Origin of the sequence: Allobosea sp. BK604, from assembly GCF_004341515.1 — a bacterium.
In the GTDB taxonomy this organism is placed as follows: Bacteria; Pseudomonadota; Alphaproteobacteria; order Rhizobiales; family Beijerinckiaceae; genus Allobosea.
Map to the genome: position 1 here is coordinate 546,699 of NZ_SLZF01000003.1, position 26,848 is coordinate 573,546.

Here is a 26,848-nt window from a genome sequence, read left to right on the forward strand (position 1 = left end):
ACGGCCGCGTCAGACGGCCTCGCCAGTAGAATTCGCCTCACGCCATCAGCCGGATGAGCATCAGCACCAGCCCGATCATCGACGCCGTCCAGACGAAGGTCCGGATCACCGGGATGCCGGCGGCATAGAGCACGACATAGACCACCCGCATCGCGAGATAGAGCCAGGCGCCGGTCGCGCCGAGCCCGCCGGCCTTGCCTGTGATCGCGAGCGCCAGCGCCAGCGCGACGAAGGCCGGATAGCTCTCGAGCAGGTTGTCGAGCGCCCGTTTCAGCCGCCGTGAGACCACGCTATCGGTCTCGCGCGGCTCATCGCGCGGGCTGAACAGATATTTCGGGCCGAGATCGCCTGCCGTCGCGGCCTGCAGGGCGATCTGAAGCAGCAGGAGCACGATACTCCAGCCGAGAACCGTGATTTCCGTCGTGGCAGCGATCGTGTTCATGACACCTTCCCAGCATTCGCGACCTTGGCAATCTCGCTAAAGCGATCTCCGCTGCCTTCGGGAAGAGTCTTGCTTAACTCGGCATCCACTGCATGGTCCTGCACCCACACAGCATAGAGAAAGTAATCAGCATCAAAAATGCTCGAATCCATTTCCCTGAACGCCAGCCGATAGCCTAGAGCGAGAGATCGTCCGCGCTCGTTCAATTCAAAAGTTACCGCTTTGTCAAACGTCGGCCTCAGTGACAAACGGCGCGCAGGTGGGAAATTCTCGAACAATGTCCTCATGGTCGAAAAACGTGAGAGCGGTTGCCCGCACATCAATACCGAATTTATCCCGGCTTGCTCGAACGAGGCACTGTCTCCCTCAAGCAAGTTTGTGGCTTCGCGAGACAAACTGCGAGCGCTGGCCTTAACTTTGAACGAGTATAGGCGCGGAGGCAGCCCCTGGAAGGCGAGTTCGCAGTCCGCTGCGTCCAGAAACCAAGACGAGAATGGCAATCGCCCTTCCCAGCCCCGGCTGCGAACACCGAGGCCTCGTCGAACCTCGTCCACTCCCATCGTGCCGAATTTAATGCCTCCGGAGTGGCCATCGACAAATAGGTCCCATACATCGACGTCCGGTCGCCGCTTAGCCATTTTTATGCACTCAGCCGTCGGCCAGCGGCGCGTTGAACGCCCAGACATGGCCGAACGGGTCGAGCAGGCGGCCATAGCGGGCGCCCCAAAAGACGTCGCTCGCCGGCATGAACACGGTGGCGCCGGCTGCCTCGGCCCGGGCGATGGCGGCATCGACATCGGCGGGCGTCGGCAGGTTGACGTTGAGCGCGATGCTGGCACCGCCATGCCCGTGCGGCGGCCTGATATGGCCACCGAACTCGGGGAAATCGTCATGCAGCATGATCTCGCTGCCGAACAGGGTGAGGTTCGCGTGCATGATGCGCAGATTGTCCTCGGCCATCTGCTTCATCGTGCATTCCGCGCCAAAAGCCTGCTCGTAGAAGGCGATCGCCTCGACGCCGCCCTTGACGCAAAGATGGGGCTGCAGGGCTGGGGGATTGGGTCCGAAGGCCATGCGCGTTCTCCCTTCGCTCACGAGGTCAGGTATCGGTCCGCTTCTGTGCTTCCAGCAATTTGATCAGTGAATCGACGATCATCGCCAGGCCGTGCGGGTTCGCCGGCCCGCGGTCGAGCCACGGCCAGGAGCCCGCCAGCGTGCCGGCGACATTGATCAGTTCGAGCGAGCCCTCGGCCTCGATCCGGCGGATCTTCGCGTCGATGCCGAGGCCGAAGACATCCTGCCCATGGATGGTGATGTCGGTATAGGGATGGTCGCCCGGCTTGCCGTTCGGCATGGTCAGCCAACCCTGATGCCGGAGGCTTCGACATAGCGTTTCAGCGACGTCAGGACGGAGACAAGTCGCTCCGGCTGGACCGGCTTGTAGTCGACCAGAGGCCAATTCATGATGATGTCGGAGACGAGCCAGCGCAGGTCGGCGCCGCCAGCCTTGTGAAGCTGGCGCACCTGCTCGTCGATGCCCATGCCGAACAGGTTTTCGCCATGGGTCGTGATGTCGGTATAGGGATGGTCGCCCGGCCGGCCGTTCGCCACCGCCCTGGCCTCAGAGATCGAGAACGAGGCGCGCCGGATCCTCAAGCGCCTCCTTGATGCGCACCAGGAAGGTCACCGCCTCCTTGCCGTCGATGATGCGGTGGTCGTAGCTCACGGCGAGATACATCATCGGGCGGATGACGATCTGGCCGCCGACGACCATCGGCCGCTCCTGGATCTTGTGCATGCCGAGGATGGCCGATTGCGGCGCGTTCAGGATCGGCGTCGACATCAGCGAGCCGTAGACGCCGCCATTCGAGATGGTGAAGGTGCCGCCCTGCATGTCCTCGATCTTGAGGGCGCCGTCACGGGCCTTCTTGCCGAGCGCGCCGATCTCCTTTTCGACACCGGCGATCGAGAGCTGGTCGGCATCGCGCACCACCGGCACGACCAGGCCCTTGTCGGTGCCGACCGCGACTGCGATGTGGTAGTAGTTCTTGTAGACGATGTCGGTGCCGTCGATCTCGGCATTGACGGAGGGGATCTCCTTCAGCGCCTGGACGCAGGCCTTCACGAAGAAGCCCATGAAGCCGAGCTTCACGCCGTGCTTCTTCTCGAACACGTCCTTGTACTGGTTGCGCAGCGCCATGACGTTGGTCATGTCCACCTCGTTGAAGGTGGTCAGCATGGCGGCGGTGTTCTGCGCTTCCTTCAGGCGGCGCGCGATGGTCTGGCGCAGCTTGGTCATCTTCACGCGCTCTTCGCGCGAGGCATCGTCAGGCGCCGAGGGAGCACGCACCTGCACCGGAGCGGCAGGAGCCGAGGCGGCGACAGCCGGGCCGGTCGCGATCGCGGCGAGCATGTCGCCCTTGGTCACGCGGCCATCCTTGCCGGAGGCATTCACCCTCGAGGGATCGACGCCGCTCTCGGCCGCGAGGCGTGCGACGGCCGGGCCGGAATCGGCGGCCTTGGCGGCCGGCCTGATCGGGGGCTCGCCGGCCACCGCCGCGGTCTTCTTCTCGGCCTCGGCGACAGTGCTCGCGCCGGCCTTGCCGGCAGCCTGGGCGACCGCGGTCTCTTCCTTCTTCGAAGCAGGCGCAGCACCGTCACCGGCAGCGATCGAGCCGAGCAGCGCGTTGACGCCGACCGTCTCGCCTTCCTTGGCGACGATCTCGCCGAGCACGCCGGCAGCCGGCGCGTTCACCTCGAGCGTGACCTTGTCGGTCTCGAGCTCGACCAAAGGCTCGTCCGCCTTCACGGCCTCGCCCTGCTTCTTGAACCACTTGCCGATCGTCGCCTCGGAGACGGATTCGCCGAGGGTGGGTACGCGGATTTCGGTCGCCATGTCAGGCCTCGTTTCGTGTCTTTATCTGGCTTGCGTCTGGCTCAGCCCGCGAAGGCTTCGTCCAGGAACGCGTTGAGCTGGGCGAGGTGCTTCGACATCAGACCGGTCGCGGTCGCGGCCGAGGCCGGGCGGCCGACATAGCGCGGCCGCTTCGACTTCGAGCCGGCATGGCCCAGCACCCATTCGAGATAAGGCTCGACGAAGGTCCAGGAGCCCATGTTCTTCGGCTCCTCCTGGCACCAGACCACGTCTGCAGCCTTGAAGCGGGCCAGTTCCTGCGCCAGCGACTTCAGCGGGAACGGATAGAGCTGCTCGACGCGCATCAGGTAGACATCGTCGATGCCGCGCTTCTCGCGCTCTTCCAGCAGGTCGAAATAGACCTTGCCGGTGCAGAGCACGACGCGGCGGATCTTCGAATCCTTGACCAGCTTGGTCTCGGACTTGCCGCGCTCGGCATCATCATGCAGGACGCGGTGGAAGGTCGAGCCCTCAGCCAGATCCGACAGGTCGGAGACGCAGCGCTTGTGGCGCAGCAGGCTCTTCGGCGTCATCAGGATGAGCGGCTTGCGGAAGTCGCGCTTCAGCTGGCGGCGCAGGATGTGGAAATAGCTCGCCGGCGTCGAGCAGTTCGCCACCTGCATATTGTCCTCGGCGCACATCTGCAGGAAGCGCTCGAGGCGGGCTGAGGAGTGCTCCGGACCCTGGCCCTCATAGCCATGCGGCAGCAGGCAGACGAGGCCGGACATGCGCAGCCACTTGCGCTCGCCCGAGGAGATGAACTGGTCGAACACCACCTGCGCGCCATTGGCGAAGTCGCCGAACTGGGCTTCCCACATGGTCAGCGCGTTCGGCTCCGACAGCGTATAGCCGTACTCGAAGCCGAGCACCGCCTCTTCCGAGAGCATCGAGTTGATGACCTCGTAGCGCGACTGGCCCTCGCGGATATTGTTGAGCGAGGTATGGCGCGCCTCGGTCTCCTGGTCGATCAGCACCGAATGGCGCTGCGAGAAGGTGCCGCGCTCGCAATCCTGGCCGGAGAGCCGGACCGGGTTGCCGTCGAGCAGCAGCGAGCCGAAGGCGAGCGCCTCGGCCGTCGCCCAGTCGATGCCCTCGCCGGTGTCGACCGCCTTGCGGCGGTTGTCGAGAAAACGCTGGATCGTCTTGTGGACATTGAAGCCGGCCGGAACGGCCGTGATCTTCTCGGTGATCTCCTTGAGCACCGTGGCCGGGACGCTCGTCGCACCGCGGCGCGGGTCGTCCTCGTCGGCGCGGATCGCCTTCATGCCGGCCCAGCGGCCGTCGAGCCAGTCGGCCTTGTTCGGCTTGAAGGACTGGCCAGCGTCGAACTCGATCTCGAGCTTACCCTTCCAGGCCGCCTTCATCTCGTCGATCTCGCCGGCGTTGATCACGCCCTCGGCCTCGAGCTTGGCGCTGTAGAGCTCCAGCGTCGACTTGTGGCCGCGGATCTTGCGGTACATCAGCGGCTGGGTGAAGCCCGGCTCGTCGCCCTCGTTATGGCCGAAGCGGCGATAGCAGAACATGTCGATCACGACCGGCTTGTGGAATTTCTGCCGGAATTCGATCGCGATCTTGGCGGCGAACACCACCGCCTCCGGATCGTCGCCGTTCACATGGAAGACCGGCGCCTCGACCATCTTCGCCACGTCGGACGGATAGGGCGAGGAGCGCGAATAGCGCGGATAGGTCGTGAAGCCGATCTGGTTGTTGATGATGAAATGAACCGAGCCGCCGGTGCGGTGGCCCTTCAGCCCGGAGAGGCCGAGGCACTCGGCCACGACGCCCTGGCCGGCGAAGGCCGCGTCGCCATGCAGCAGCAGCGGCAGCACCTTCGAGCGCTCGACGATGTCGTTGAACTGGTCCTGCTTGGCGCGGACCTTGCCGAGAACGACGGGGTCGACGATCTCGAGATGCGACGGGTTGGCCGTCAGCGAGACGTGGACATTGTTGCCGTCGAACTCGCGATCGCTGGACGCGCCGAGATGATACTTGACGTCGCCCGAGCCCTCGACGTCATCAGGGGCGAAGGAGCCGCCCTTGAACTCGTGGAAGAGCGCGCGATGCGGCTTGCCGAGCACCTGGGTCAACACGTTGAGGCGGCCGCGATGGGCCATGCCGAAGACGATGTCGCGCACGCCGAGCGCGCCGCCGCGCTTGATGATCTGCTCCAGTGCCGGAACCAGCGCCTCACCGCCGTCGAGGCCGAAGCGCTTGGTACCGGTGAACTTGAGGTCGAGGAACTTCTCGAATCCCTCGGCTTCGACCAGCTTGTTGAGGATGGCGCGCTTGCCCTCGCGGGTGAAGGCGATCTCCTTGTCGGGACCCTCGATCCGCTCCTGTAGCCAGGCCTTCTGCTCCGGATCGGAGATATGCATGAACTCGATGCCGATCGTATTGCAGTAGGTGCGCTGCAGGATCGCCGTCATCTCGCGCACGGTCGCGAATTCTAGGCCGAGCACGTTGTCGATGAAGATCTTGCGGTCGAGATCCGCCTCGCCGAAGCCGAAGGCCGCCGGTGACAGTTCCTCCGGATCCTTGACCTGCTCGATACCGAGCGGATCGAGCTTGGCATGGAGATGGCCGCGCGCCCGATAGGCGCGGATCAGCATCAGCGCGCGGACGGAATCGCGCGTCGCCTGCTGGACATCGGAAGCGCTGAGCGTCGCGCCGGCCGCCTTGGCCTTGCCGGTGAGCTTGTCGCTCAGGACCTTCTCGACCACGCCCCAGTCGCCATCGAGCGCCGAGACCAGCTCGCCATTGGCCGCGATCGGCCAGTTCGGCTTCTTCCAGGAGGCGCCCTTGGCGTTCTGGACGATGGCCTCGCCATCATCCTTCAGCGCGCCGAAAAAGCCCTGCCACTGCTCGTCGACCGACTTCGGGTCAGCCTGGTAGCGGGCATAGAGCTCTTCGATATAGGCCGCGTTGCCGCCGTAGAGGAAACCCGTCTGCGCGAGAGCCTCATTGATGTCCTGGCGAGCCATTGTCCTGTGCCTTCCACATCCTGCCCGGCCTGTCCGGGCACCCTTTAGCTGCATTGCCCCGGAAACGTCATGGCCGGGTCGGACCCGGCCATGACGCCCCTTGCGAGGCTCAACCCTTCAACACGTCGACCAAGGTCTTTCCAAGGCGCGCCGGCGAGGGCGAGACCTTGATGCCGGCCGCTTCCATGGCCGCGATCTTGTCCTCGGCGCCGCCCTTGCCGCCCGAGATGATCGCGCCGGCATGGCCCATGCGGCGGCCGGGAGGTGCCGTGCGGCCGGCGATGAAGCCGACCATCGGTTTCTTGCGGCCGCGCTTCGCCTCGTCCTTGATGAACTGCGCCGCGTCCTCCTCGGCCGAGCCGCCGATCTCGCCGATCATCACGATCGACTCGGTCTTCGGGTCGGCGAGGAACATCTCGAGCATGTCGATGAACTCGGTGCCCTTGACCGGGTCACCGCCAATGCCGACGGCCGTGGTCTGGCCGAGGCCCTCATTCGTGGTCTGGAACACGGCCTCATAGGTAAGCGTGCCCGAGCGCGAGACAATGCCGACCGAGCCCGGCCGGAAGATGTTCGCCGGCATGATGCCGATCTTGCTCTCGCCGGCGGTGACGACGCCCGGGCAGTTCGGCCCGATCAGCCGCGACTTCGAGCCCGAGAGCGAGCGCTTGACGCGGACCATGTCGAGCACCGGGATACCCTCGGTGATGCAGATGATCAGCGGGATCTCGGCATCGATCGCCTCGCAGATCGCATCGGCCGCACCCGGAGGCGGCACATAGACGACGGACGCGTCGGCGCCGGTCTTGTCGCGGGCCTCCGCGACCGTGTCGAAGACCGGCAGGCCGAGATGGATCGAGCCGCCCTTGCCCGGCGAGGTGCCGCCGACCATCTGCGTGCCATATGCGATGGCCTGCTCGGAATGGAAGGTGCCGTTCTTGCCGGTGAAGCCCTGGCAGATGACCTTGGTGTTCTTGTCGATCAGGATGGACATCGGTTTACCTCAAGCCTTCTTGACCGCAGCCACGATCTTCTGCGCCGCATCGTCGAGATCATCGGCCGGGATGACGTTGAGCCCGGACTCGCGGATGATCTGCTTGCCCTCTTCCACGTTCGTGCCCTCGAGGCGCACGACGAGCGGAACCTCGAGCCCGACCGCCTTCACCGCGGCGATGACGCCGCGCGCGATGACGTCGCACTTCATGATGCCACCGAAGATGTTGACGAGGATGCCCTTCACCTTCGGGTCGGCGGTGATGATCTTGAACGCCGCCGTCACCTTCTCTTCGGAAGCACCGCCGCCGACATCGAGAAAGTTCGCGGGGCTCTCGCCATAGAGCTGGATGATGTCGAGCGTGGCCATCGCCAGGCCGGCGCCGTTGACCATGCAGCCGATCGTGCCGTCGAGCGCGATATAGGCGAGGTCGTACTTGGACGCCTCGATCTCCTTGGCGTCCTCTTCGGTCTCGTCACGCAGCGCGACCATGTCGGGATGGCGATAGAGCGAATTGGAATCGAACGAGACCTTGGCATCCAGGCACTTGATCTGGCCCTGCTTGGTCACGATCAGCGGGTTGATCTCCAGCATCGCCATGTCCTTGCCGACGAAGGCGGCATAGATCTGGGCGAGGACCTTCTCCGCCTGCTTGGCGAGATCGCCGGTCAGGCCCAGCGTCTTGGCGACGGTGCGGCCATGATGCGGCATGATGCCGGTCGCGGGATCGACCGAGAAGGTCTTGATCTTCTCCGGCGTGTCATGCGCGACCGCCTCGATATCCATGCCGCCCTCGGTCGAGACGACGAAGGCGATGCGCGAGGTCTCGCGGTCGACCAGCGCCGAGAGGTAGAACTCCTTCTCGATGTCCGAGCCGTCCTCGATATAGAGGCGGTTGACCTGCTTGCCGGCCGGGCCGGTCTGCACGGTCACCAGGGTGTTGCCGAGCATCTCCTTGGCATGGGACTCGACCTCTTCGATCGACTTGGCCAGGCGCACGCCGCCCTTGGCATCCGCCGGCAGTTCCTTGAACTTGCCCTTGCCGCGGCCGCCGGCATGGATCTGGCTCTTCACGACATAGAGCGGGCCGGGCAGCTTCTTGGCGGCCTCGACGGCCTCCGCCACCGAGAGAGCCGGGAAGCCGGCGGAGACGGGCGCGCCGAACTCCTTGAGAACCGCCTTGCCCTGATATTCGTGGATATTCATGCCTGATGTCCTGTGCGGAAGAAGCGAATGGCGGGCGGACGATGGCGAAGGCCGAACGGCGACGCATCACGCATCGCCGCCCACTCCGCCATCCGCTCTATTTCACGCCAATGACGAATCGATGGTCTTGCAGGCGTCGATCAGGCCCTGCACCGAAGCGACCGACTTATCCAGCATCGCCTGCTCGCCGCCGTCGAGGCTGATCTCGACGACCTTCTCGACGCCGCCGGCGCCGATCACCACCGGCACGCCGACGAAGATGTCCTTGACGCCGTACTGGCCGGTCAGCGCCGCCGCCGCCGGCAGCACGCGCTTCTGGTCCTTGAGATAGCTCTCGGCCATGGCGATGGCGGAGGCCGCCGGCGCATAGAAGGCCGAGCCGGTCTTGAGCAGGTTGACGATCTCGCCGCCGCCCTTGCGGGTACGCTCGACAATGGCGTCCAGCTTCTCCTGCGTGGTCCAGCCCATCTTGACCAGGTCCGGCAGCGGGATGCCGGCGACGCCGGAATAGCGCACGAGCGGCACCATGTCGTCGCCATGGCCGCCGAGCACGAAGGCCGAGACGTCCTTGACCGAAACCTTGAACTCGTCGGCGAGGAAATAGCGGAAACGGGCGCTGTCGAGCACGCCGGCCATGCCGCAGATCTTGTTGGCCTTCAGGCCCGAGAACTTCTGCAGGGCCCAGACCATCGCGTCGAGCGGGTTGGTGATGCAGATGACGAAAGCGTCCGGGGCATACTGCTTGATGCCCTCGCCGACCGACTTCATCACCTTGAGATTGATGCCGATCAGGTCGTCGCGGCTCATGCCGGGCTTGCGCGGCACGCCGGCGGTGACGATGATCACGTCGGCGCCCTTGATGTCCTCGTAGGAATTCGTGCCCTTGTAGCCGGCGTCGAAGCCGTCGACCGGCGACGACTCGGCGATGTCCAGGCCCTTGCCCTGGGGAATGCCTTCCGCGATGTCGAACAGCACGACGTCGCCGAGCTCTTTCAGGCCTGCGAGGTGCGCGAGGGTGCCGCCGATCTGGCCGGCGCCGATAAGGGCGATCTTCTTGCGGGCCATAAGCTAGTCCTTGTCTTAGTGCTGCGACATGCCGGAGAGCCCGGCGAAAGCCAGCGTTCCTTTGACTCGAACGCCGCTACCCCCGCAACCCTGAACACAGTTCGGGCAATTTGATGGAAGCCGAGGGGCAGTCCACCCGGTGTCCCGGCTTCTGCCTATGATATCAAAGGTTTGGAACCATTCTTAGGAACGCCCGCGCGCGAGGCCGCAGCGCCGAAAGAAAAATTACAAGTTACGAATTTTGTTATTTGTCGCGGGATTTTCACACAATGCCTGTCGACAGCACGCGCAGCGCCACCCGGATCAGGGTCGACAATCTCGCATCGACCGAGGCCTGCGGAACGTCCGCCTCCAGTTCGAGCGAGGCCGGATGTATGAAGCGATGGGTGGCGTCGATCACATAGGCGATCGCCTTGTCGCGGTCGCGCGGCTCGAAGGCGCCCGAAGCGATCCCCTCGTCGATGACACGCTCGAACAGGGCCCGCACGCGCGCCCGGTTGCGCCGGCTGATCGCATGGCGCTTGGCCACCGCCTGGGAGAGTGCGGCGAAGAGATGCGGATCCTCGCTGAGCAGATCGCGATTGGCCCTGGCCAAGGCCAGGATCAGCCGCTCCAGCTTGTCATCGGCCGGGTCCGGCCCATCGGCGATATCCGCAAGGCGCCGCTCCGTCGCCTTGAGCCAGAGATCGACGACCGCATCGACCAGCGCCGCGCGCGAGGGGAAGTAGCGGTAGACATTGGCATGGGTCATGCCCGCCTCTTCCGCCACCGCGACGACGGTGAAACGGCGCAGGCCATGCAGGCGCAGATGCTCGCTGGCGACGGAGAGGATGCGGGTCTCGCTCGGCTCGCGTGTCGGCATGCCGCCCCCTAGAGAATGGTGCGCGGGTTCCCTTCTCCCCTTGCGGGAGAAGGTGGCAGCGCGCAGCGCTGACGGATGAGGGGTCGCGCGACGCTGCAAGGTACGGCGTATGGAACGCTCCACATTTCGGAGAGGACAGCGCGACCCCTCATCCGCCCCTGCCGGGGCACCTTCTCCCGCAGGGGGAGAAGTGAAGAGGGGCGCTCGCCCAGTCGTTTCGTCGATGCACTCCAGCCCCGCATCGCCGTCACGTATCGATCAGGCCGGTCGTATCGTCGCTCGCCGCCGAGTCGACGCGGCCATGCGGCAGGGCGAGGTATTCGTCCGAGCGCATCTCGATCAGTCGTGACACGGTCCGGTCGAACTCGAACGCCTCGCGCCCGGACTCGGCCCTATAGAGCTCGTGCGGCTCGGCCTCGGCCGAGGCGAGCAGCTTCACATGGTGCTCGTAGAGCGTATCGATGAGGATGATGAAGCGCTTCGCCTCGTTGCGGCGGTCCAGGTCCATGATCGGGATGCCGTCGAGGATGAGCGTGTGGAAGCGCTGCGCCAGCGCGATATAGTCCGAGGCGCCATAGGGCTTTGCGCAAAGATCGGCAAAGGACGCGCGCGCGACGCTGCCGGCAGCCTGCGGCAGATCGAGTTCATGTCCTTTGACCGAGAGCGTCACCGGCTGGCCGGCAGCGGCTCCGCTGAGCCGCTTGAAGGCGATGTCGAGCGCATCCTTCGCCGCCTTGTCGGGCGGGACATGGTAGACCGGCGCATCGCCCAGTTTCTCCAGCCGGAAATCGGTGCGGGCATCGAGCCTGAGGACATCGACCTTCTCGGTCAGCAGCGCGATGAAGGGCAGGAAGAGCGAACGGTTGAGGCCGCCCTCATAAAGCCGTGACGGCTCGACATTCGAGGTCGCGACCACGGTAACGCCGTTCGCAAAGAGCGCCGTGAACAGCCGGCCCAGGATCATCGCATCGGCGATATCGGTGACGGTGAACTCGTCGAAGCAGAGCAGCGTCGCCTCATGTGCGAGCTCGGCCGCGACCGGGCCTATCGGGTCCGGCTCCTTGACCTCGCCGGCCTTGAGGCGCTGGCGATAGGCATGGATGCGCGCATGGACATCGGCCATGAAGGCGTGGAAATGCACGCGCCGGCGCTTTTGCAGCGGCACGGCGTCGTAGAACATGTCCATCAGCATGGTCTTGCCGCGGCCGACCGAGCCCCAGATATAGAGACCCTTCACGGCCTCGGCCGAGGCGTGCTTGCTGCCGCCGAAGAGCCAGCCGAGCGCGCTGCTCTTCTTCGCCAGGCGTTTCGCCGCCAGCGCCTCGCTCAGCGCCGCCAGTCGCTTGACCACGGCGACCTGAGCCGGATCGCGCTCGATGGCGCCGGCCTCGACCAGGGCGGCATAACGTTCGATGATGGTTGCGGGCATGGATCGCGGCGGGAACTATCGAGCCTCGGGGTTACGGCAGGCGCGGGCCGACCGCAAGGCCGGGCAACGCTCAGGCCGCCTGACGCTGGCGCACCAGCCCGGCGCGGATATGGCGGGCGAGTTCGAGCACTGGCGCATCGGCCTGCGAACGCGAGAGATGCAGGTTGATCGCGAAGGGCGGCAACTCGGGCAGGCCCTCCTCGGCACCGAGAATGTCGAGATCGGCCGGCACGGTCGAAGCCAGCCAGGCGGTGACCGCGAGATCGGTCCGCACCGTCGCCGTCGTCGCCTCGATATTGCCGTTCTCGAACACGGTGCGCCATTGCTTGCCCTGCTCGCCGAGAGCGGAGAGCACGGCCGGACGAAAGGCGCAGGTATCGGCGACCATCGAGATCGGCAGGACCGGCTTGAGATGGGCGTTGCCCGCCCTGGCGCCGACCCAGACCAGCCGCTCGATGCCGAGGCACTCGCCCCGACTCTGCCCGAGCGGCTCCTCGATCACCGCGACATCGATCTCGCCGCGCTCCAACGCCTCCAGCAGGCGCGGCGAGGAATTGCAGACCAGCGAGATTTCGACCTGCGGACAGGCCTCGGTATAGGCCTTCAGCACGGGCGCGAGGCTGGTGCCGATCAGATCATAGGGGACGCCGAGCCGCACGCTGCCGCGTGTCACCTTGGCGGTCATCTCCGACCAGATCTCGTCATTGAGGCCGAGCAGCCGGCGCGCCTTGCCAAGCAGCCGCTCGCCGGCATCGGTGACGGCGAGCCCGCGCCGGCCGCGTGTGAACAAGGCGCCGCCGAGCACCTCCTCCAGCCGTTTCACCTGCTGGCTGACCGCGCTTTGCGTCAGGTTCAGCACATTGGCGGCTGCGGTCATGCTGGCATGGTCGGCGACCGCGACGAAGGTGCGGATCAGGGCGAGATCGAGATTGCGCATCTCGGCATTATGATCCCTAATATCTGACTTATCCAACATTCGTTTCCATAATGGCCGTCATGCGCCTAGCACTGCCCGCTCAGTTCGGGAGCAGGGCCATGACAGTTGCAGAGTTTCTGCCGTTCTTTCTTTTCGCGGCGGTCTCCACCATCACGCCGGGCATGACGACGACGCTCGCCACGGCGTCGGGCGCGCATTTCGGCTTCCGCCGCTCCCTGCCCTTCATGGCCGGCGTCTCCTTTGGACTCGCCGCCATGGCGGTCGCGGCGGCCGCCGGCCTCGCCAGCCTGCTGATGGCGCAGCCTTCGCTGCAATTCGCGATGAAGGCGGCCGGCACGCTCTACCTGCTCTGGCTCGCCTGGAAGATCGGTCGCAGCGGCCCGCCGCATCTTGGCGCCGAGATCGCGCGGCCGACCGGCTTCCTCGCGGCCATCGCAGTGCAGTTCCAGAATCCCAAGGGCTGGGCGATGGTGCTCGGCGCCGCCGCCTCCTTTGCCGCACTGGCGCGGGGGCCGGCCGAGCTCGCGACCCTGCTCGGCCTGACCTTCGGGCTGATGGCGGCAGCCTCGCTCATGCTCTGGTGCGCCGCCGGGCTGCTGCTCGCCCGGCTGCTGCGCAGCGAGCGGCAATGGCGCCTGCTTAACGCCGCGCTCGGGCTCCTGCTCGCGGCCTCGATCGTGCCGATGTGGCTTTGACCTGACAGAGCGCAGGGCATGCGCGAATGCCCGTCATTTCGCCCAGAATTGCCGCAGCTCGGCCTCTTGCATTCCATGATTTGAAGCGCATCTTCCCGGCCGGGCTAGGGAAGATGCGCCTCCTGGAGAGCAGCGCGGCAATCGCGCCGCTAACAGGAGAGAGATATGGCTCAATCGACTAAAGCCGGCGCATCGACCGGCCAGGGCGAGATCCGCCGGCTCTGGCCAGCGGAGCGCGACCTCTTCACCGCTCATCTGCTGCGACTCGATGCGCTGACGCGCCGCGAGCGCTTCGGCACGGCCGTGAGCGACGAGTTCCTCGCCAGCTATGCGACCACGACCTTCGGCGTCGGCGGGCTCGTCTATGCCTATATCGAGAATGGCGAGGTCCGCGGCGCCGCCGAATTGCGCGGGCTGGAAGACCTGATCGCACAGACCGGCGAAGCCGCCTTCAGCGTCGAGAAGGCCTGGCGCAGGCGCGGCATCGGCGAAGCCCTCTTTGGCCGCCTGATCACGGCCGCACGCAATCGCGGCATCCGCACGCTCTACATGACCTGCCTTCCCGAGAACGCGGCGATGCGCAATCTCGCCCGCAAGTTCGAGGCGGAGCTGGTTGGCGGCTACAACGATGTCGAAGGCACGATCGCGACCGGCGGCCCGACCCCGTTCACCATTCTCGACGAGGCCTTCGACAATGCCCGCGGCTTCGCCACGCTGGCATTGTCGCTACAGCGCAAGTTCTGGCGCCCGGCCTTTTTCGGGCGGGCGCCATCGCGCTGAACACGGCCCATTGTCCCGGACCGGCCGCGTAGCCGCAGCTCCGGGATCACGCGTGCTCTGTCGATGGTTTAGAGACGGGTTCACCGATCAGGTTGATTCAACCTGATCGGATCCGGCTCTAGCGGCTCATCGAGAGGGCGGCACCGGACTTCGTCACGGCGCCGTTCATCGCACCGCCATCGCTGGCGCGCAGCCTCGCCACGACCGAGCCACCCGACTGGTAGAGATAGACCTCGCCGTCGCGATAATCCCAGGCATTGACCTTCTGCAGGTCGCGATTGGCGCAGCCCGAGGCATTGGCCCGGTAGAGATCGAGCGATGGCGAGCTCGAGAGCTGGATGCGGCAGGAGGTGCCGGTCGCTTCCCGCGCCGTCCAGTTGCCGACGATGCCGTCTCGCGAGCTCACCGCGCCGCGCCCCGAACCAGCGCCGGCGCCAGCGCCCAGCGTCGCGATCTGGCCGCCGCCACCCTGCATCGGCTGCACGCCGGACGGGCTCCCGACTGGAGGCGGCGTGCTCGGAGCGCTCGGCTGCGGATTGGGCTGGTAGAACGGATCTCCCGGCGGCGGCAGCGAACCCCCGGACTGGCCCGGCGGCGGCGCCGAGGCCGAGGGATAGCCGCCCTGCGGATAACCACCCCCACCGCCCGGAGGATAACCCCCGCCACCCGGCGGATAGCCGCCCGGAGGCGGCAGCGGCTCGGAGATCACCGGCGCGGAGCTGATCGGCGGAGCCGACATCGGCGTAGCCGGCTCGCTATAAACCGGCCGGGCCGGTCCGCTGGCGAAGCGCTGCGAGCCGGCGCAGGCTGTCAAGGTCAGAAGGGGAAGCAGGCTGGCGGCTTTGAGCAGGCCCATCCGGTTCGCAGCTCCGGTCATCATGCGGCGTCCACCCCTTTTCGTCGCTTGATCTGATTCGCAAGTTTAGCCCTGCCGCGTGAACGTGACATGAGCACGGCGGCCATCCAAATAGCCGAAATGCCGGAATGGCCGCCGCTCGCCAACCCCGCAGCGGGAGATTTGGTTCCGCTGCGGCTTGTGGCTAGATCAGGGAACGATCCGGAGAACCCGCATGCAGCCGCTCAACCCGCCTTCAATCCGCCCGCCCTTCGCGCGCTACAGCCATGGCGTCGAGGTGCCGGCCGGGCAGCGCCTGGTCTATTGCTCGGGCCAGCTCGGCACGGCCGCCGACGGCACCATCCCCGAAGATGCCCGCGCCCAGGCCGATCTCTGCTTCGCCAATATCGAGGCCATCCTGGCCGAGGCCGGCATGACGCTCGCCGATATCGTGCGCATCAACGCCTATGTCACCGACCGCGCCCATATGAAGGCCTATATGGAGTCGCGCGACGCCCATGTCGGCACGCCGCCACCGGCCTCGACGCTGATGATCGTCTCGGGCTTCACCTTCCCGGAATTCAAGGTCGAGATCGAAGTGGTCGCAGCGGCGGTTTGAGTTCCGTCCGAACACCGCACCGGAGCCGCTTGAGACTTCGCTGGCGTGAGTCGGCTGGCGTGGCGGTCGCGAACCGGGAGCACCGGAAGCGCAGGCCGTCGCATCAGATGGCCGCGCCAGTAGAATGATCAGACGGCATCGCTACGCCAGGGGTAGCTCCAGGTCTCGGTCAGTGTCTTCTCGCCACTCTTCAGGAAGGCGCGCATCTCCGCAAGCTGGCCGGGCTCGACGATGATGTCGATGAAGGCGCGGAACCCTTCCGTCTTGCGGTTCGGCACGATGAAGGCTCGGTTGATCTTGCCATAGGCGATCGATGGTACGATTTCGACCTTCTCGGGCTGCTGGAGATAGTAATCGAGGTCGCCGCCGGCGAAATCGACGATGAAGCGCCGCGCACCGTCCGTTACCGGCTCGCCGGACCCGAGCGCCTTGGGCTTGGCCTGATAGGTATTGATCACGCGCCCGCCCGGATGCAGGTCCTGCGAATCCAGCATCGCGGTCAGCTTGTAGCTGAAGCTGAATTCGCGGCCCGCCTCGATCGGCGTCTTCGGCGCCCAGAGCGCGACGATATTGTCATTCGTCTCGTCGCTGGTCGGCAGTTCGATCAGCTCGACCATGCCCTCGCCCCAGTCGCCCTGCGGCTCGACCCAGTAGGACGGCCTGAGCTCATAGGCGAGGTCGAGATCCTGGTAATGCTCGAAGGACCGGTCGCGCTGCATCAGCCCGAACCCGCGCACATTCGGCTCGACGAAAGAGGAGACCGCCGGCTGGCGCGGATTGCGCAGCGGCCGCCAGATCCATTCGCCCGTGCGCGAATGGATCATCAGCCCGTCGGAATCATGCAGCTCGCTGCGGAAATCATCATGGAAGCGCCGGTCGTTCTCGCCGGTGAAGAACATCGAGGTCAGCGGCGCCAGGCCGAGCTTCTCGATCGTCCTGCGCGGGAAGAGCGTGACGCTGATATCGAGCACGCTGTCGACGTCAGGATAGATATTGAAGCGGTAGGCGCCTGAGACCGACGGTGAATCGAGCAGGGCGTAGATCGTGATGCGCTCGGCATTGGCCGCCGGCGCCTCGACCCAGAATTCACGGAAGGCCGGGAATTCCTCGTTGCCGTTCTGGCCGGCGCCGATGGCGAGGCCGCGCGCCGAAAGTCCGTAGCGCTGGTCGCGGCCGAGGAAGCGGAAATAGCTCGCGCCGATGAAGGAGATCAGTTCGTCGAAGACGCGCGGATCGTTGAGCGGGTAGTGCAGGCGGAAGCCGGCAAAGCCGAGATTGACCGGCAGCGGCTTGTCGAACTTGGTCTTGCCGTAATCGAACAGATTGCCCGAATAGGGCACCGGCGTCGGCACGCCGTCGCGGATGACGTTGACCGCAACCGGACGCGTGAACAGGAAGCCGGGATGGAACATCTGCATCCGGAAGCCGGAGCCGGTCTGCGCCAGCAGCGCCCGGTCGGGGCGGAAGCGGATGTCGCGCCAGCTGTCGAAATCGAGTTTGGAGAGCGGTTCGGGCAGGCTCGGGCCTGGCTCATAGGCGGCGGCCGCGACCTCGCGCGCCCGGCGCACCACCTCCTCGAAGCCGAAACGCGGCTGCGGCGGCGCCGGGACCGGCGCAGGCTGCGCCTCCGGCTGCTGCGCGAACAGGGCGGAGGGCGCCGCCGAGAGACTCAGGGCGGCGGTCAGGCCGGCCAGGATCTGGCGGCGGTCGGTCACGGTCATGGTCGGATATAGCCCCGTCGAACTGCCCTGAAAGCATGCGCGCCAACGACTTAGGCCACGAATTAGGGCCGGTCTAGGGCGCTGATGCGACAGGCCCGCTCAAGACCGTATCACAAGCTGGTCACCGCTCGGGATCCGCTCATTTCAGGGGCGTTCGCCGGCGTAACGAACGCCGGCGATTCCCAGGTCAGGCTGTTGGGCGCGCGAAGCCGTCCAGGCCACTGGCGAGCGCGGCGCCGTCGACATCGCCGAGGATCGCCGCCTGCACGACGAAGCCGAGGATGATCGACATCAGCGCCTTGGCCATATCCTGCTCAGGCACCGATTCCCCGACCAGGCCCGAACGTCTCCAACTGCCCACGAGGTCCGCGAGCCGACCACGGAACGCCAGATAGAAACCGCGCATCGTCTCGCGCAGCCGCTCGTTGCGCTGCGCCTCGCTCCAGCCGAGCAGCGCGATCCGCTTCAGATCGTAGCCGTCCCGAGCCGTGAAGCCCGCTATCGTCGCAGTGACCTGCCGAACAAAGTCGTCGGGCGATGGCGGCGGCTCGGCCTTCAGAATCGGCTCGATCAGCGCGCTCAGGCCCGAGAGCGAAGTCGTCACCGCCGCCATGATCAGCTTGTCCTTGCTCGGATAATAGGAATAGACCGCCCCCGCCGAGAGCCCGGAGGCGCGAATGATGTCGTCCATCGTCGTGGCATGCAGCCCTTCCCTCTGGAAGCATGACCAGGCGGCTTCGAGAATCTGGGCCCGGCGGGCGGCGCGCTTCTCATCTGAGATCTTCGGCATGATTCGAAATAAAACGAACGCTCCCTCTTTACAAGCTCGCCGCATCCTTATTAAAACGAATGACCGTTCTTTTTAGGGAGGCCACGATGATCAAGGTCACGGCGATCGAGACCGGCAAGGCGAGGATGAAGACGGCACAGCGCACCGGCCGCGACGATCGCGGCCCGATCGGGCGCAAGCTCGACATCTTCCGCGACCGCGACTGGGTCGAGCCTCTGCCGATCCTCTGCTTCCTGATCGAGCATCCCGAGGGTCGCTTCCTCGTCGATACCGGCGATACCTGGCGCAATTCCGTGCCGGGCTACCTGCCGGGCTGGAACCCGTTCTACAGGCAAGTCTCGATCAAGGTCGCGCCGCATGAGGAAATCGGGCCGCGCCTGCTGGCCATGGGCATCGATCCCACCGGGATCGGCACCGTGATCCTGACCCATTTCCACCACGACCATACGGGCGGGCTCGACCATTTTCCGCATGCTCGCATCATCGGCCCGCGCGCGAACCACGCCGTCTCCACCGGCGTGAGGGGCATGATGATGGGTTGCCTGCCGCAGCGCTGGCCGGTCTGGCTGGCGCCCGAACTTGTCGACATGGACGGACCGGCGCTCGGGCCGTTCCCGGCCTCACATCCCGTTACCCGCGACGGCCGCATCGTCCTGGTGCCGACACCCGGCCATGTCGCAGGCCATGTCTCGGTCATCGTCCGCGCCGATGACGTGACCTATTTTCTGGCGGGCGACGCGACCTATTCGCAAGCCAATCTCGTGGCGGAGAAGACCGACGGCGTCACCAACGACCCCGCGGCATCGCTCGCGACCCTGAGGGCGATCAAGCGTTTCGCCGCCGATGAGCCGACCGTTCTGCTGCCGGCGCATGATCCCGAGGGTCCGCAGCGTCTCGCCGCGCGCCGGCCCCTCCTCTGATCCCCTCGCCGAGCCCTTGCGCGCGAGCCGGGGCTCCGTCCATCCTGACCATCCGACCAGAGGGTTGAGACCGACGATGAACGCAGAACGCTCCCTGGGCATGCCCAAGACGGCCTGGATCTACCCGCTCCTCGGCCTGCTCTTTTACGGCGCAGCCTCCGCGCTCGGCTTCGCCGATCGCCTGGCGCCGGGCATCACCGGGATCGTCTTCGCCGTCCTGCTGATCCCCGTGATCTTCGGCGCGATCTTCGCCGCCGTCTATCACGCGGAGGTGATCGCGCATTGGAGCGGCGAACCCTATGGCACGCTCGTGCTGACCGCCGCCGTCACCATCATCGAGGTGGCGCTGATCGCCTCGATCATGCTCTCGGGCAAGGATGGCAGCCCCGCCCTGGCGCGCGATACGGTCTATGCCGTGGTGATGACGGTCTGCACCGGCCTGACCGGGCTGTGCATCCTTGCCGGCGGTTTGCGCTATCGCGAGCAGAGCTTCCGCGTCCCCGGCGCCAGCGCCTATCTCACCGTGCTGCTCGTGCTGGCGACGCTGACGCTGATCCTGCCGAACTACACCACGGAAACGCCAGGCCCGAGCTATTCCAAAAGCCAGCTCGCCTTCGCAGCCGTCGTCACCGTCGTGCTCTATGGCGCCTTTCTTTACATCCAGACCGTCCGCCATCGCGACTATTTCATCTTCATCGCGGGCGAGGGCGAAGACGACACCCATCACTCGCTGCGCCGCGTCGGCATCAGCGTCGCGTTGCTCCTCGTTTCGCTATTGGCCGTCATCCTGCTCTCGAAGAAATTCTCCGTCATCGTCGAGCTCGGGCGCGAGGCGATCGGCGCCCCGCCTCCGGTCACCGGCCTCGTCGTCGCGATCCTGATCCTGCTCCCCGAGGGCATCGCGGCAGTGCAGGCTGCCCGCAAGGACGAGCTGCAGAAATCGCTCAACCTCGCGCTCGGCTCGGCTCTGGCGACGATCGGCATGACCTTCCCGGCCGTCGCCCTGGTCGCGCTCCATCTCGACAAGCCGCTGGTGCTCGGCCTCGACGCCTCCGACTCGGTGCTGCTGGCGCTCACGCTGCTGGTCAGCACGCTCACCTTCGCCACCGGCCGCACCAATATCCTCAACGGTTTCGTCTATCTGGTGATCTTCGCCACCTTCCTGTTCCTGACCTTCCAGCCCTGAGCGTTGACAGCGGGAACAGCCCATCCCTAAGGTTGCGTCAGGCCGGATACAGCCTGCCGCTCGCGCCCGTCAGGGCATGGTGAATGTATCTCCTTGGCGCTCCCTCCCGATCCTGATCGATTCGGCGGATGCTTCAGCAATGCGAGCCCTGATCGCCTCGTCCGCCGTCGAGAAGGATTGTGATCATGCGCACCTATCGCGATGCGAAACTGATGGCCAAGGCCCTGCGCGAAGCTCTGGCGCCGCAGGCCGCGCTCTCCCATGCCCAGACGCTGGAGATCGTCGCCCGCCAGTTCGGCTATGACGACTGGAACATCCTCGCCGCCAAGATCGGCAGGGCCGAGAAGGACAACAACGAGGCCGAGCTTCCGGCGATCCCCGCCGACGGTATCGGCCTCGCCATGGGCATCCCGGTCCTGCGGATCTTCGATGTCGAGAAGGCCAGGGAGTTCTATCTCGGCTTCCTCGGCTTCAGCATGGATTGGGACCATCGCTACGGCGAGAATTTCCCGATCTACATGCAGGTCTCACGCTCGGGCCTGAAGCTGCATCTCTCCGAGCATCATGGCGATGCCAGCCCGGGCTCGACCGTCTTCGTCTGGATGCAGGGCGTCGACGCCTATCGCGCCGAACTGATCGGCAAGAGCTACCCCTATTCCAAGCCCGGTATCCAGGAGCACGGGCCGGGCGGTCGCACGCTCGAAGTGCCGGATCCGTTCGGCAACCGCATCCGCTTCTGCGAGAAGCGCGCGGAGGGCTGATTCAGCCGGCTCATATCGGTCTGCGCCCTGGACTCCCCGGTCCGGGGCGTTTCCTTAGCCGCGTTCGCTAAAAAATCCGAACGTGGGTCAAAAAAAACTTGAACCCCGGGGAACCCGTCCGTATATGGGCCTTACCCAATTCGCACGTGCCTGTGGCCGCGTGCCGGTCGGTGGGCATCCGGACAAGAGGCCGGACAGCCGCCAGGGGTTGGAAGACGGATGGAGGGGATGGACATCCCTCAAATCACGCTTCCCGGTTCTCGCAAGAGGATCGTTCCCCAACAGCGACCGGCAGCCGGAGGCGAAACCGGCGAACCCCGAATCTCCACGGGGGACGCAGCTTAAAGCAACGACGGAGCGGGCTTTTTTGGTCTCGTTGGTCCTCCAAAGGCCAACACCGAAGAGGCTTGTCCTTCATTGCCGGGCGTGCGGGGGCTTCCCCAATCGACGGTGTTTTCGGGTCCGGACGGTTCGTCCGCTGTTCTCGGCGTCTCCAACGCGCCGTGACCGCGTACGACTCACCCGGCGATACGTCGTATCGGCGCCGCTTGCGCCGGAGGGGAGTCGCGCCGATGACCGAGCGCATCCGTGAGTTTCTTCGTAACCGCCGCGAGGACGGTCCCTGCGTCGTCATCGACCTCGATGTCGTGCGTGAGAACTATCACGCCTTCTCCCGCGCCCTGCCGGACACCCGCGTCTTCTATGCCGTGAAGGCGAATCCGGGACCGGAAGTGCTCGCCCTGCTGGCCAAGCTCGGCTCCTGCTTCGATTGCGCCTCGGTCGTCGAGATCGAGCTCGCGCTCGCGGCCGGCGCCACGGCCGACCGCATCTCCTTCGGCAACACGATCAAGAAGGAGCGCGACGTCGCCCGCTCGATGGAGCTCGGCGTGCGCCTCTTCGCGGTCGACTGCATCGCCGAGGTCGAGAAGGTCGCCCGCGCCGCCAAGGCGACCGGTGCCAAGGACGCGCGCATCTTCTGCCGCATCCTCTGCGACGGTGCCGGCGCCGACTGGCCGCTCTCGCGCAAGTTCGGCTGCGTGCCCGAGATGGCCGCGGACGTGCTCGAGCATGGCCATCGCCTCGGCCTGACCGCCTATGGCATCTCGTTCCATGTCGGCTCGCAGCAGGCCAATGTGAAGGCCTGGGATTCGGCGCTGGCCTCGGCCTCGGCCGTGTTCAAGGAATGCGCTGCCCGCGGCATCTCGCTGTCGATGGTCAATCTCGGCGGCGGTTTCCCGGCGCGCTACCTGCGTCCGATCCCGGGCGTCCCGGCCTATGGCGATGCGATCTTCCAGGCGCTGTCGAAGCATTTCGGCAACCGTCTGCCGGAGACGATCATCGAGCCGGGCCGCGGCATGGTCGGCGATGCCGGCCTGATCGAGGCCGAAGTCGTGCTCGTCTCGAAGAAGAGCGAGGATGACCAGGTGCGCTGGGTCTATCTCGACATCGGCAAGTTCAACGGTCTCGCCGAGACCATGGACGAGGCGATCCGCTACCCGATCCGCACCACGCGGGACGGCGACGCGACCGTGCCCTGCATCCTGGCCGGCCCGACCTGCGACTCGGTCGATGTGCTCTACGAGAAGACCCCGTACATGCTGCCCTTCTCGCTCGAGATCGGCGACCGGGTGCTGATCGAGGGCACGGGCGCCTATACGACGACCTACTCGGCCGTCGCCTTCAACGGCTTCCCGCCGCTGAAGCAGTACGTCATCTGACGTAAGAACGGGGGCTTTCCCGCCCCCTGTGTATCGGGTCCGGCGAAGCGCCCTGTCAGGAGTCGGCAGGCCGCCCGGGAAACTGGGCGGAGCGTTCGCGCCTCCAAGAATGGAGGGCGCGGACGTGGCTCCCGCCGGACCCCTCTTCCACACATCCCAGTCGTTTGTGGCCGCGTTCGCGCGGCGCCGGGAAGGTCCATGAGGATGGGCGCTCCGGCCGGAGGTGCGTCATGATCACGATTCGCGACGAAATTGCTGCCGATATCCCGGCCCGTGAAACCTTGCTCGACATTTGCCTGGGCGAGCGCCGCACCGCCAAGTCGAGCGAGCGCCTGCGCGAGGGCCGCCTGCCGGCCGAAGGCCTGGCGTTGATCGCCGAGCGCGACGGCAAGCTCGCGGCGACCGTACGCCTCTGGCCTGTCGAAGCGAACGGTGTGAAGGCGCTGCTGCTCGGCCCGCTCGCGGTCTCCCCCGAGCTGCAGGGCGAGGGCCTGGGCAAGGCGATGATGCGCGAGGCGATCTGGCGCGCCGCCTGCCACGGCCATGGCGCGATCATCCTCGTCGGCGACGCTCCCTACTATTCGCGCTTCGGCTTCTCGACCGAGCCGACCCGGTCGCTCGCCATGCCGGGCCCGGTCGAGCGCGAGCGCTTCCTGGCGCTCGAGCTGCGCGACGGCGCGCTCGATGGCGCCAAGGGCGTGCTGGTCGCGGCCGGCCGTGCCGACGCCACTGCGCCGGCTGCTGCGTCTTTGCGCCGCGCCGCCTGATATTCCGCCAGACGCGCCCGGCCTCGCGCCGGGCGCGTCACCGCTCCGTCATCGACCAGTCACCTAAACGTCGTTCGCTATCGCCATCACCCCCGGCACAGGCAGGGGTTCATGGCGAACGCGGTTCTCACAGGCGAAGCTGAGCTGGCTTCAGACGAGCGGAGGGCACCCTGGCGGGTGAACCGCCAGCTCCTGGTCGCGCTCGGCCTGCTCGCGCCTTCGCTGGTCTTCCTGGCGCTCTTCACCTACTGGCCCGTGCTCCAGGTCCTCTGGCAGGCGGCGCATAATCAGGTCCGTGCCGGCAGCCCGCAGGTCTTCGTCGGCTTCGACAATTTCACTGGCCTCTTCGCCGATTCGGCCTTCCGCAAGGCCTTCGCCAACAACCTGATCTACGCATTCGGCACGGTGATCCCCAGCCTCGTGCTGGCGCTCGGCTTCGCCATGGCGCTGGCGAAATCGAACCGCGTCAATTCGCTGTTCCGCGCCCTGTTCTTCCTGCCGGTGCTGGTGCCGCTGGTCGCGGCCGCCTCGATCTTCCTCTTCATCTTCCTGCCCAATGTCGGCCTGCTCGACTATTATCTCGGCAAGCTGGCGCTGAGCGGCCCGAACTGGCTCGGCGATCCCGATATCGCGCTCTACGCGATCATGGGCCTGACCATCTGGAAGAATGCCGGCTACTACATGCTGTTCTTCCTCGCCGGCCTTCAGGCCGTGCCGGCCGATGCCTATGAGGCGGCGATCCTCGACGGCGCGGGTCCATGGCAGCGCCTGCGCTATGTCACCTTGCCCTATCTGAAGCCGACCATCGGCTTCGTGCTGGTGGTCGGCCTGATCAACGTGGTGACGCAGGTCGACCATGTCTTCGTCCTGACCAAGGGCGGCCCGTCGGATTCGACCAATCTCCTGCTCTTCTACGTCTACCAGCAGGCGGTCGAGAATTACGATCACGGCCGCGCCGCCGCCGGAACGCTGGTGATGCTGGCGCTGCTCTTCGCCATCACCTTCTCGTCGCTGCGCACGCTCGAGCGCTCCTTCGGGGAGCGCGAAGCATGAGCGTCGCCACTCGCGAGATCACCCCGACGCTCGGCTATGGCGCGACGCTGCTGCTCGCCGCGCTCTGGGTCATCCCCTTCGTCTGGATGCTGGTCGCGGCCTTCAATCCGCAGACCTATGGCGGCGCGGCGATGGCCTCGCTGCTGCCCTCCTATGTGCCGACGCTGAACAATTTCGCTGAAGCCTGGGCCTCGGCCGACTTCCCGCGCTACACGCTCAATACCGCGATCATCAGCCTCGGCACGCTCGCGGTGCAGATCGTCACGATCACCTTGGCCGGCTATGCATTCGCCCGGATCGAGTTTCCCGGTCGCACCTTCGTCTTCTATCTCTTCCTGCTCCAGCTCATGCTGGCGCCGGTCGCGCTGATCATCCCCAATCTGGTGACGATCGCCTCGCTCGGGCTCTACGACACGCTGCTCGGCGTGATGGCGCCTTATTTCGCCTCGGCCTTCGGCACCTTCCTGATGCGGCAGGCCTTCAAGGCGATCCCGCGCGAGCTCGAGGACGCCGCGCTGATCGACGGCGCCAGCATCTGGCAGCGCATCGGCTACATCTACCTGCCGCTCGCCAAACCCTCGCTGATCGCCTTCTCGATCATCTCCCTCACCAGCCACTGGAACGAGTTCCTCTGGCCGCTGATGGTGATCAACTCGCCGGACCTGCGTCCGCTCACAGTCGGCCTCGCCACCTTCACCCGCGGCGCCGAGGGCGCGCAGGCCTGGGGCGTCATCGCCGCCGGCACCCTGATGGTCAGCGCGCCGCTGCTGATCGCCTTCGCGCTGTTCCAGCGCAGCTTCGTCAACTCCTTCGTTTCCTCCGGCATCAAATGAGGATTGCCATGACCAGCACACGCCGATCCATCCTCGGCGCCGCGGCCCTCGCCGCCGCCCTCGCCTTCTCGCCCGCCTTCGCGCAGGCCCCGACCGAGATCGAGCTCTTCTTCCCGGTTCCCGTCGACGGCCAGCTCGCCCGCGACATGGCGACCATGATCAAGCAGTTCAACGAGACCCATCCCGCGATCAAGGCGACGCCGGTCTATACCGGCTCCTATGACGAGACCCTGATCAAGACCCGCGCCGCGATGAAGGCCGGCAAGCCGCCCGCGGCCGCGATCATGTCCGCCAACTTCTTGCTCGACCTCAAGATCGAGGGCGAGATCCAGAAGCTCGACGACCTGATCAAGACCGACGGCAAGAGCAACGACGCCTTCATGGGCCAGTTCTTCCCGGCGCTCTACGGCAATGCCGTGATTGATCGCTCGGTCTATGGCGTGCCCTTCCACAACTCGACGCCGATCCTCTACATCAACGCCGAGCACTTCAAGGAAGCCGGCCTCGATCCCGAGAACCCGCCCAGGACCTGGGACGAGTTCGCCGCCGCCGCCAAGAAGCTGACCAAGCGTGAAGGCGACCGCGTCACCCGCTGGGGCGTCGCGATCCCCTCGCAATACGACACCGGCGGCTGGCTCCTGCAGGCGCTGACCTATTCGAATGGCGGCCGCTGGTTCAACCTCGATTACGCCGGCGAGGTCTATTACGACGCGCCCTCGACCCTCGGCGCCCTGACCTTCTGGAACGACCTCGTCGTCAAGCAGAAGGCGCTGCAGCCCGGCGTGCAGCAGGGCGGCGCGGTCACCACCGCCTTCCTGTCCGGCCAGGCCTCGATGATGCTGAACTCGACGGGCTCGCTGACCTTCGTCCGCAACAACGCCAAGTTCCCGTTCAAGGTCGCCTTCGTGCCGAAGAACCTGCAGAATCAGGTTCCGATCGGCGGCGCCTCGCTGGTGATCCCGACCGGTGTCGACGGCGAGCGCAAGAGGGCTGCCTGGACCCTGATCAACTGGATGACCTCGCCGGAGAAGTCCGGCTGGTGGAGCCGCGCCACCGGCTATTTCGCGCCGAACATGCGGGCCTATGACCTGCCGGACATGAGGGCCTTCCTCGAGAAGAACCCCGACGCCAAGGTCGCCGTCGACCAGCTCGCCTATGCCAAGCCCTGGTTCGCCACCTACAAGACCGTCGTCGTCCGCAAGGCGATCGAGGACGAGCTGCAGGCCGTGCTCTCCGGCAAGAAGCAGCCGAAGGAGGCGCTCGTCGCCGCCCAGAAGACCGCCGACGAGGTCATGAAGCCCTATGTCGAGCAGACCGCGCTGAAGCTGCCGACGCAGTAA

At 65.8% G+C, this 26,848-nt stretch carries 27 protein-coding genes; 11 read left to right on the plus strand and 16 right to left on the minus strand.

Annotated elements, in window-relative coordinates:
• Nucleotides 1-37: 37 nt before the first annotated feature.
• From EV560_RS12000 to EV560_RS12060, 13 genes are all read right to left on the minus strand, one after another.
• Nucleotides 38-442, minus strand: a complete 405-nt coding sequence (locus EV560_RS12000; RefSeq protein ID WP_131855968.1) for an MAPEG family protein — start codon at nucleotides 440-442, stop codon at nucleotides 38-40.
• Nucleotides 439-1,080: a hypothetical protein gene (locus EV560_RS12005; protein WP_131855969.1), complete on the minus strand. Its 642-nt coding sequence runs from the start codon at nucleotides 1,078-1,080 to the stop codon at nucleotides 439-441. The genes EV560_RS12000 and EV560_RS12005 overlap by 4 nt, the downstream gene beginning before the upstream one ends.
• Before the next feature lie 10 nt (nucleotides 1,081-1,090).
• Nucleotides 1,091-1,516 carry a VOC family protein gene (locus EV560_RS12010; protein WP_131855970.1) on the minus strand — a complete coding sequence of 142 codons (426 nt, stop codon included), beginning with the start codon at nucleotides 1,514-1,516 and terminating at the stop codon, nucleotides 1,091-1,093.
• Nucleotides 1,517-1,541: 25 nt separating this feature from the next.
• Nucleotides 1,542-1,796: a hypothetical protein gene (locus tag EV560_RS12015; protein WP_131855971.1), complete on the minus strand. Its 255-nt coding sequence runs from the start codon at nucleotides 1,794-1,796 to the stop codon at nucleotides 1,542-1,544.
• Between the two features lie 2 nt (nucleotides 1,797-1,798).
• Nucleotides 1,799-2,098, minus strand: coding sequence for a hypothetical protein (locus tag EV560_RS12020; RefSeq protein WP_131855972.1), 300 nt, complete (start codon nucleotides 2,096-2,098; stop codon nucleotides 1,799-1,801).
• Nucleotides 2,064-3,338 (minus strand): 2-oxoglutarate dehydrogenase complex dihydrolipoyllysine-residue succinyltransferase, encoded by a 1,275-nt coding sequence (gene odhB / locus EV560_RS12025; RefSeq protein WP_131855973.1) that lies wholly within the window; start codon nucleotides 3,336-3,338, stop codon nucleotides 2,064-2,066. The genes EV560_RS12020 and odhB overlap by 35 nt, the downstream gene beginning before the upstream one ends.
• 41 nt (nucleotides 3,339-3,379) lie before the next feature.
• A complete protein-coding gene (locus tag EV560_RS12030) occupies nucleotides 3,380-6,337 on the minus strand; it encodes a 2-oxoglutarate dehydrogenase E1 component (protein ID WP_131855974.1) in 2,958 nt (985 codons plus the stop codon).
• Nucleotides 6,338-6,446: 109 nt separating this feature from the next.
• Complete coding sequence (sucD, locus tag EV560_RS12035) at nucleotides 6,447-7,331, minus strand: succinate--CoA ligase subunit alpha (protein WP_131855975.1); 885 nt, start codon at nucleotides 7,329-7,331, stop codon at nucleotides 6,447-6,449.
• Nucleotides 7,332-7,340: 9 nt separating this feature from the next.
• Nucleotides 7,341-8,537 (minus strand): ADP-forming succinate--CoA ligase subunit beta, encoded by a 1,197-nt coding sequence (gene sucC, locus EV560_RS12040; protein WP_131855976.1) that lies wholly within the window; start codon nucleotides 8,535-8,537, stop codon nucleotides 7,341-7,343.
• A 102-nt stretch (nucleotides 8,538-8,639) separates the two neighbouring features.
• Nucleotides 8,640-9,602, minus strand: coding sequence for a malate dehydrogenase (gene mdh, locus EV560_RS12045; RefSeq protein WP_131855977.1), 963 nt, complete (start codon nucleotides 9,600-9,602; stop codon nucleotides 8,640-8,642).
• Nucleotides 9,603-9,864: 262 nt separating this feature from the next.
• Nucleotides 9,865-10,464, minus strand: coding sequence for a TetR/AcrR family transcriptional regulator (locus EV560_RS12050; RefSeq protein ID WP_131855978.1), 600 nt, complete (start codon nucleotides 10,462-10,464; stop codon nucleotides 9,865-9,867).
• Between the two features lie 247 nt (nucleotides 10,465-10,711).
• Nucleotides 10,712-11,893 carry a cell division protein ZapE gene (gene zapE / locus EV560_RS12055; protein ID WP_131855979.1) on the minus strand — a complete coding sequence of 394 codons (1,182 nt, stop codon included), beginning with the start codon at nucleotides 11,891-11,893 and terminating at the stop codon, nucleotides 10,712-10,714.
• A gap of 70 nt (nucleotides 11,894-11,963) precedes the next feature.
• Nucleotides 11,964-12,830, minus strand: coding sequence for a LysR family transcriptional regulator (locus tag EV560_RS12060; protein ID WP_248312003.1), 867 nt, complete (start codon nucleotides 12,828-12,830; stop codon nucleotides 11,964-11,966).
• Nucleotides 12,831-12,928: 98 nt separating this feature from the next.
• Here EV560_RS12060 and EV560_RS12065 point away from each other — a divergent pair, with 98 nt between their 5' ends.
• Together EV560_RS12065 and EV560_RS12070 are read left to right on the plus strand one after the other, a co-directional pair.
• Nucleotides 12,929-13,525 (plus strand): LysE family translocator, encoded by a 597-nt coding sequence (locus EV560_RS12065; protein WP_131855981.1) that lies wholly within the window; start codon nucleotides 12,929-12,931, stop codon nucleotides 13,523-13,525.
• A gap of 165 nt (nucleotides 13,526-13,690) precedes the next feature.
• Nucleotides 13,691-14,305, plus strand: coding sequence for a GNAT family N-acetyltransferase (locus tag EV560_RS12070; RefSeq protein WP_131855982.1), 615 nt, complete (start codon nucleotides 13,691-13,693; stop codon nucleotides 14,303-14,305).
• 118 nt (nucleotides 14,306-14,423) lie between these two features.
• Here EV560_RS12070 and EV560_RS36365 read toward each other — a convergent pair whose 3' ends face one another.
• Nucleotides 14,424-15,182, minus strand: a complete 759-nt coding sequence (locus EV560_RS36365) for an AprI/Inh family metalloprotease inhibitor (RefSeq protein ID WP_248312004.1) — start codon at nucleotides 15,180-15,182, stop codon at nucleotides 14,424-14,426.
• Between the two features lie 193 nt (nucleotides 15,183-15,375).
• Between EV560_RS36365 and EV560_RS12085 the strand changes: the two genes are divergently transcribed.
• On the plus strand, nucleotides 15,376-15,759 hold the full coding sequence (locus EV560_RS12085) for a RidA family protein (protein ID WP_131855983.1): 384 nt from the start codon (nucleotides 15,376-15,378) through the stop codon (nucleotides 15,757-15,759).
• 128 nt (nucleotides 15,760-15,887) lie between these two features.
• Here the strand turns inward: EV560_RS12085 and EV560_RS12090 are convergent, their stop codons facing one another.
• Both EV560_RS12090 and EV560_RS12095 read right to left on the minus strand, forming a co-directional pair.
• Entirely contained in the window at nucleotides 15,888-17,480 is a 1,593-nt protein-coding gene (locus tag EV560_RS12090; RefSeq protein WP_131855984.1) for an OpgD/OpgG family glucan biosynthesis protein, read from the minus strand.
• Nucleotides 17,481-17,667: 187 nt separating this feature from the next.
• Entirely contained in the window at nucleotides 17,668-18,270 is a 603-nt protein-coding gene (locus tag EV560_RS12095; RefSeq protein WP_131855985.1) for a TetR/AcrR family transcriptional regulator, read from the minus strand.
• An 86-nt stretch (nucleotides 18,271-18,356) separates the two neighbouring features.
• Between EV560_RS12095 and EV560_RS12100 the strand changes: the two genes are divergently transcribed.
• From EV560_RS12100 to EV560_RS12135, 8 genes are all read left to right on the plus strand, one after another.
• Nucleotides 18,357-19,190: an N-acyl homoserine lactonase family protein gene (locus EV560_RS12100; RefSeq protein WP_131855986.1), complete on the plus strand. Its 834-nt coding sequence runs from the start codon at nucleotides 18,357-18,359 to the stop codon at nucleotides 19,188-19,190.
• A 76-nt stretch (nucleotides 19,191-19,266) separates the two neighbouring features.
• Nucleotides 19,267-20,376: a calcium:cation antiporter gene (locus EV560_RS12105; protein ID WP_131855987.1), complete on the plus strand. Its 1,110-nt coding sequence runs from the start codon at nucleotides 19,267-19,269 to the stop codon at nucleotides 20,374-20,376.
• Between the two features lie 185 nt (nucleotides 20,377-20,561).
• Nucleotides 20,562-21,137, plus strand: a complete 576-nt coding sequence (locus tag EV560_RS12110) for a glyoxalase superfamily protein (protein WP_131855988.1) — start codon at nucleotides 20,562-20,564, stop codon at nucleotides 21,135-21,137.
• 572 nt (nucleotides 21,138-21,709) lie between these two features.
• The gene (locus EV560_RS12115; protein WP_131855989.1) at nucleotides 21,710-22,855 is read left to right on the plus strand and encodes a type III PLP-dependent enzyme; all 1,146 of its coding nucleotides are present in this window, start codon (nucleotides 21,710-21,712) and stop codon (nucleotides 22,853-22,855) included.
• Between the two features lie 230 nt (nucleotides 22,856-23,085).
• On the plus strand, nucleotides 23,086-23,622 hold the full coding sequence (locus EV560_RS12120) for a GNAT family N-acetyltransferase (protein WP_131855990.1): 537 nt from the start codon (nucleotides 23,086-23,088) through the stop codon (nucleotides 23,620-23,622).
• 177 nt (nucleotides 23,623-23,799) lie between these two features.
• Nucleotides 23,800-24,675 carry a carbohydrate ABC transporter permease gene (locus EV560_RS12125; protein ID WP_248312005.1) on the plus strand — a complete coding sequence of 292 codons (876 nt, stop codon included), beginning with the start codon at nucleotides 23,800-23,802 and terminating at the stop codon, nucleotides 24,673-24,675.
• A complete protein-coding gene (locus EV560_RS12130) occupies nucleotides 24,672-25,508 on the plus strand; it encodes a carbohydrate ABC transporter permease (protein ID WP_131855992.1) in 837 nt (278 codons plus the stop codon). The genes EV560_RS12125 and EV560_RS12130 overlap by 4 nt, the downstream gene beginning before the upstream one ends.
• An 8-nt stretch (nucleotides 25,509-25,516) precedes the next feature.
• Nucleotides 25,517-26,848, plus strand: a complete 1,332-nt coding sequence (locus EV560_RS12135) for an ABC transporter substrate-binding protein (RefSeq protein WP_131855993.1) — start codon at nucleotides 25,517-25,519, stop codon at nucleotides 26,846-26,848.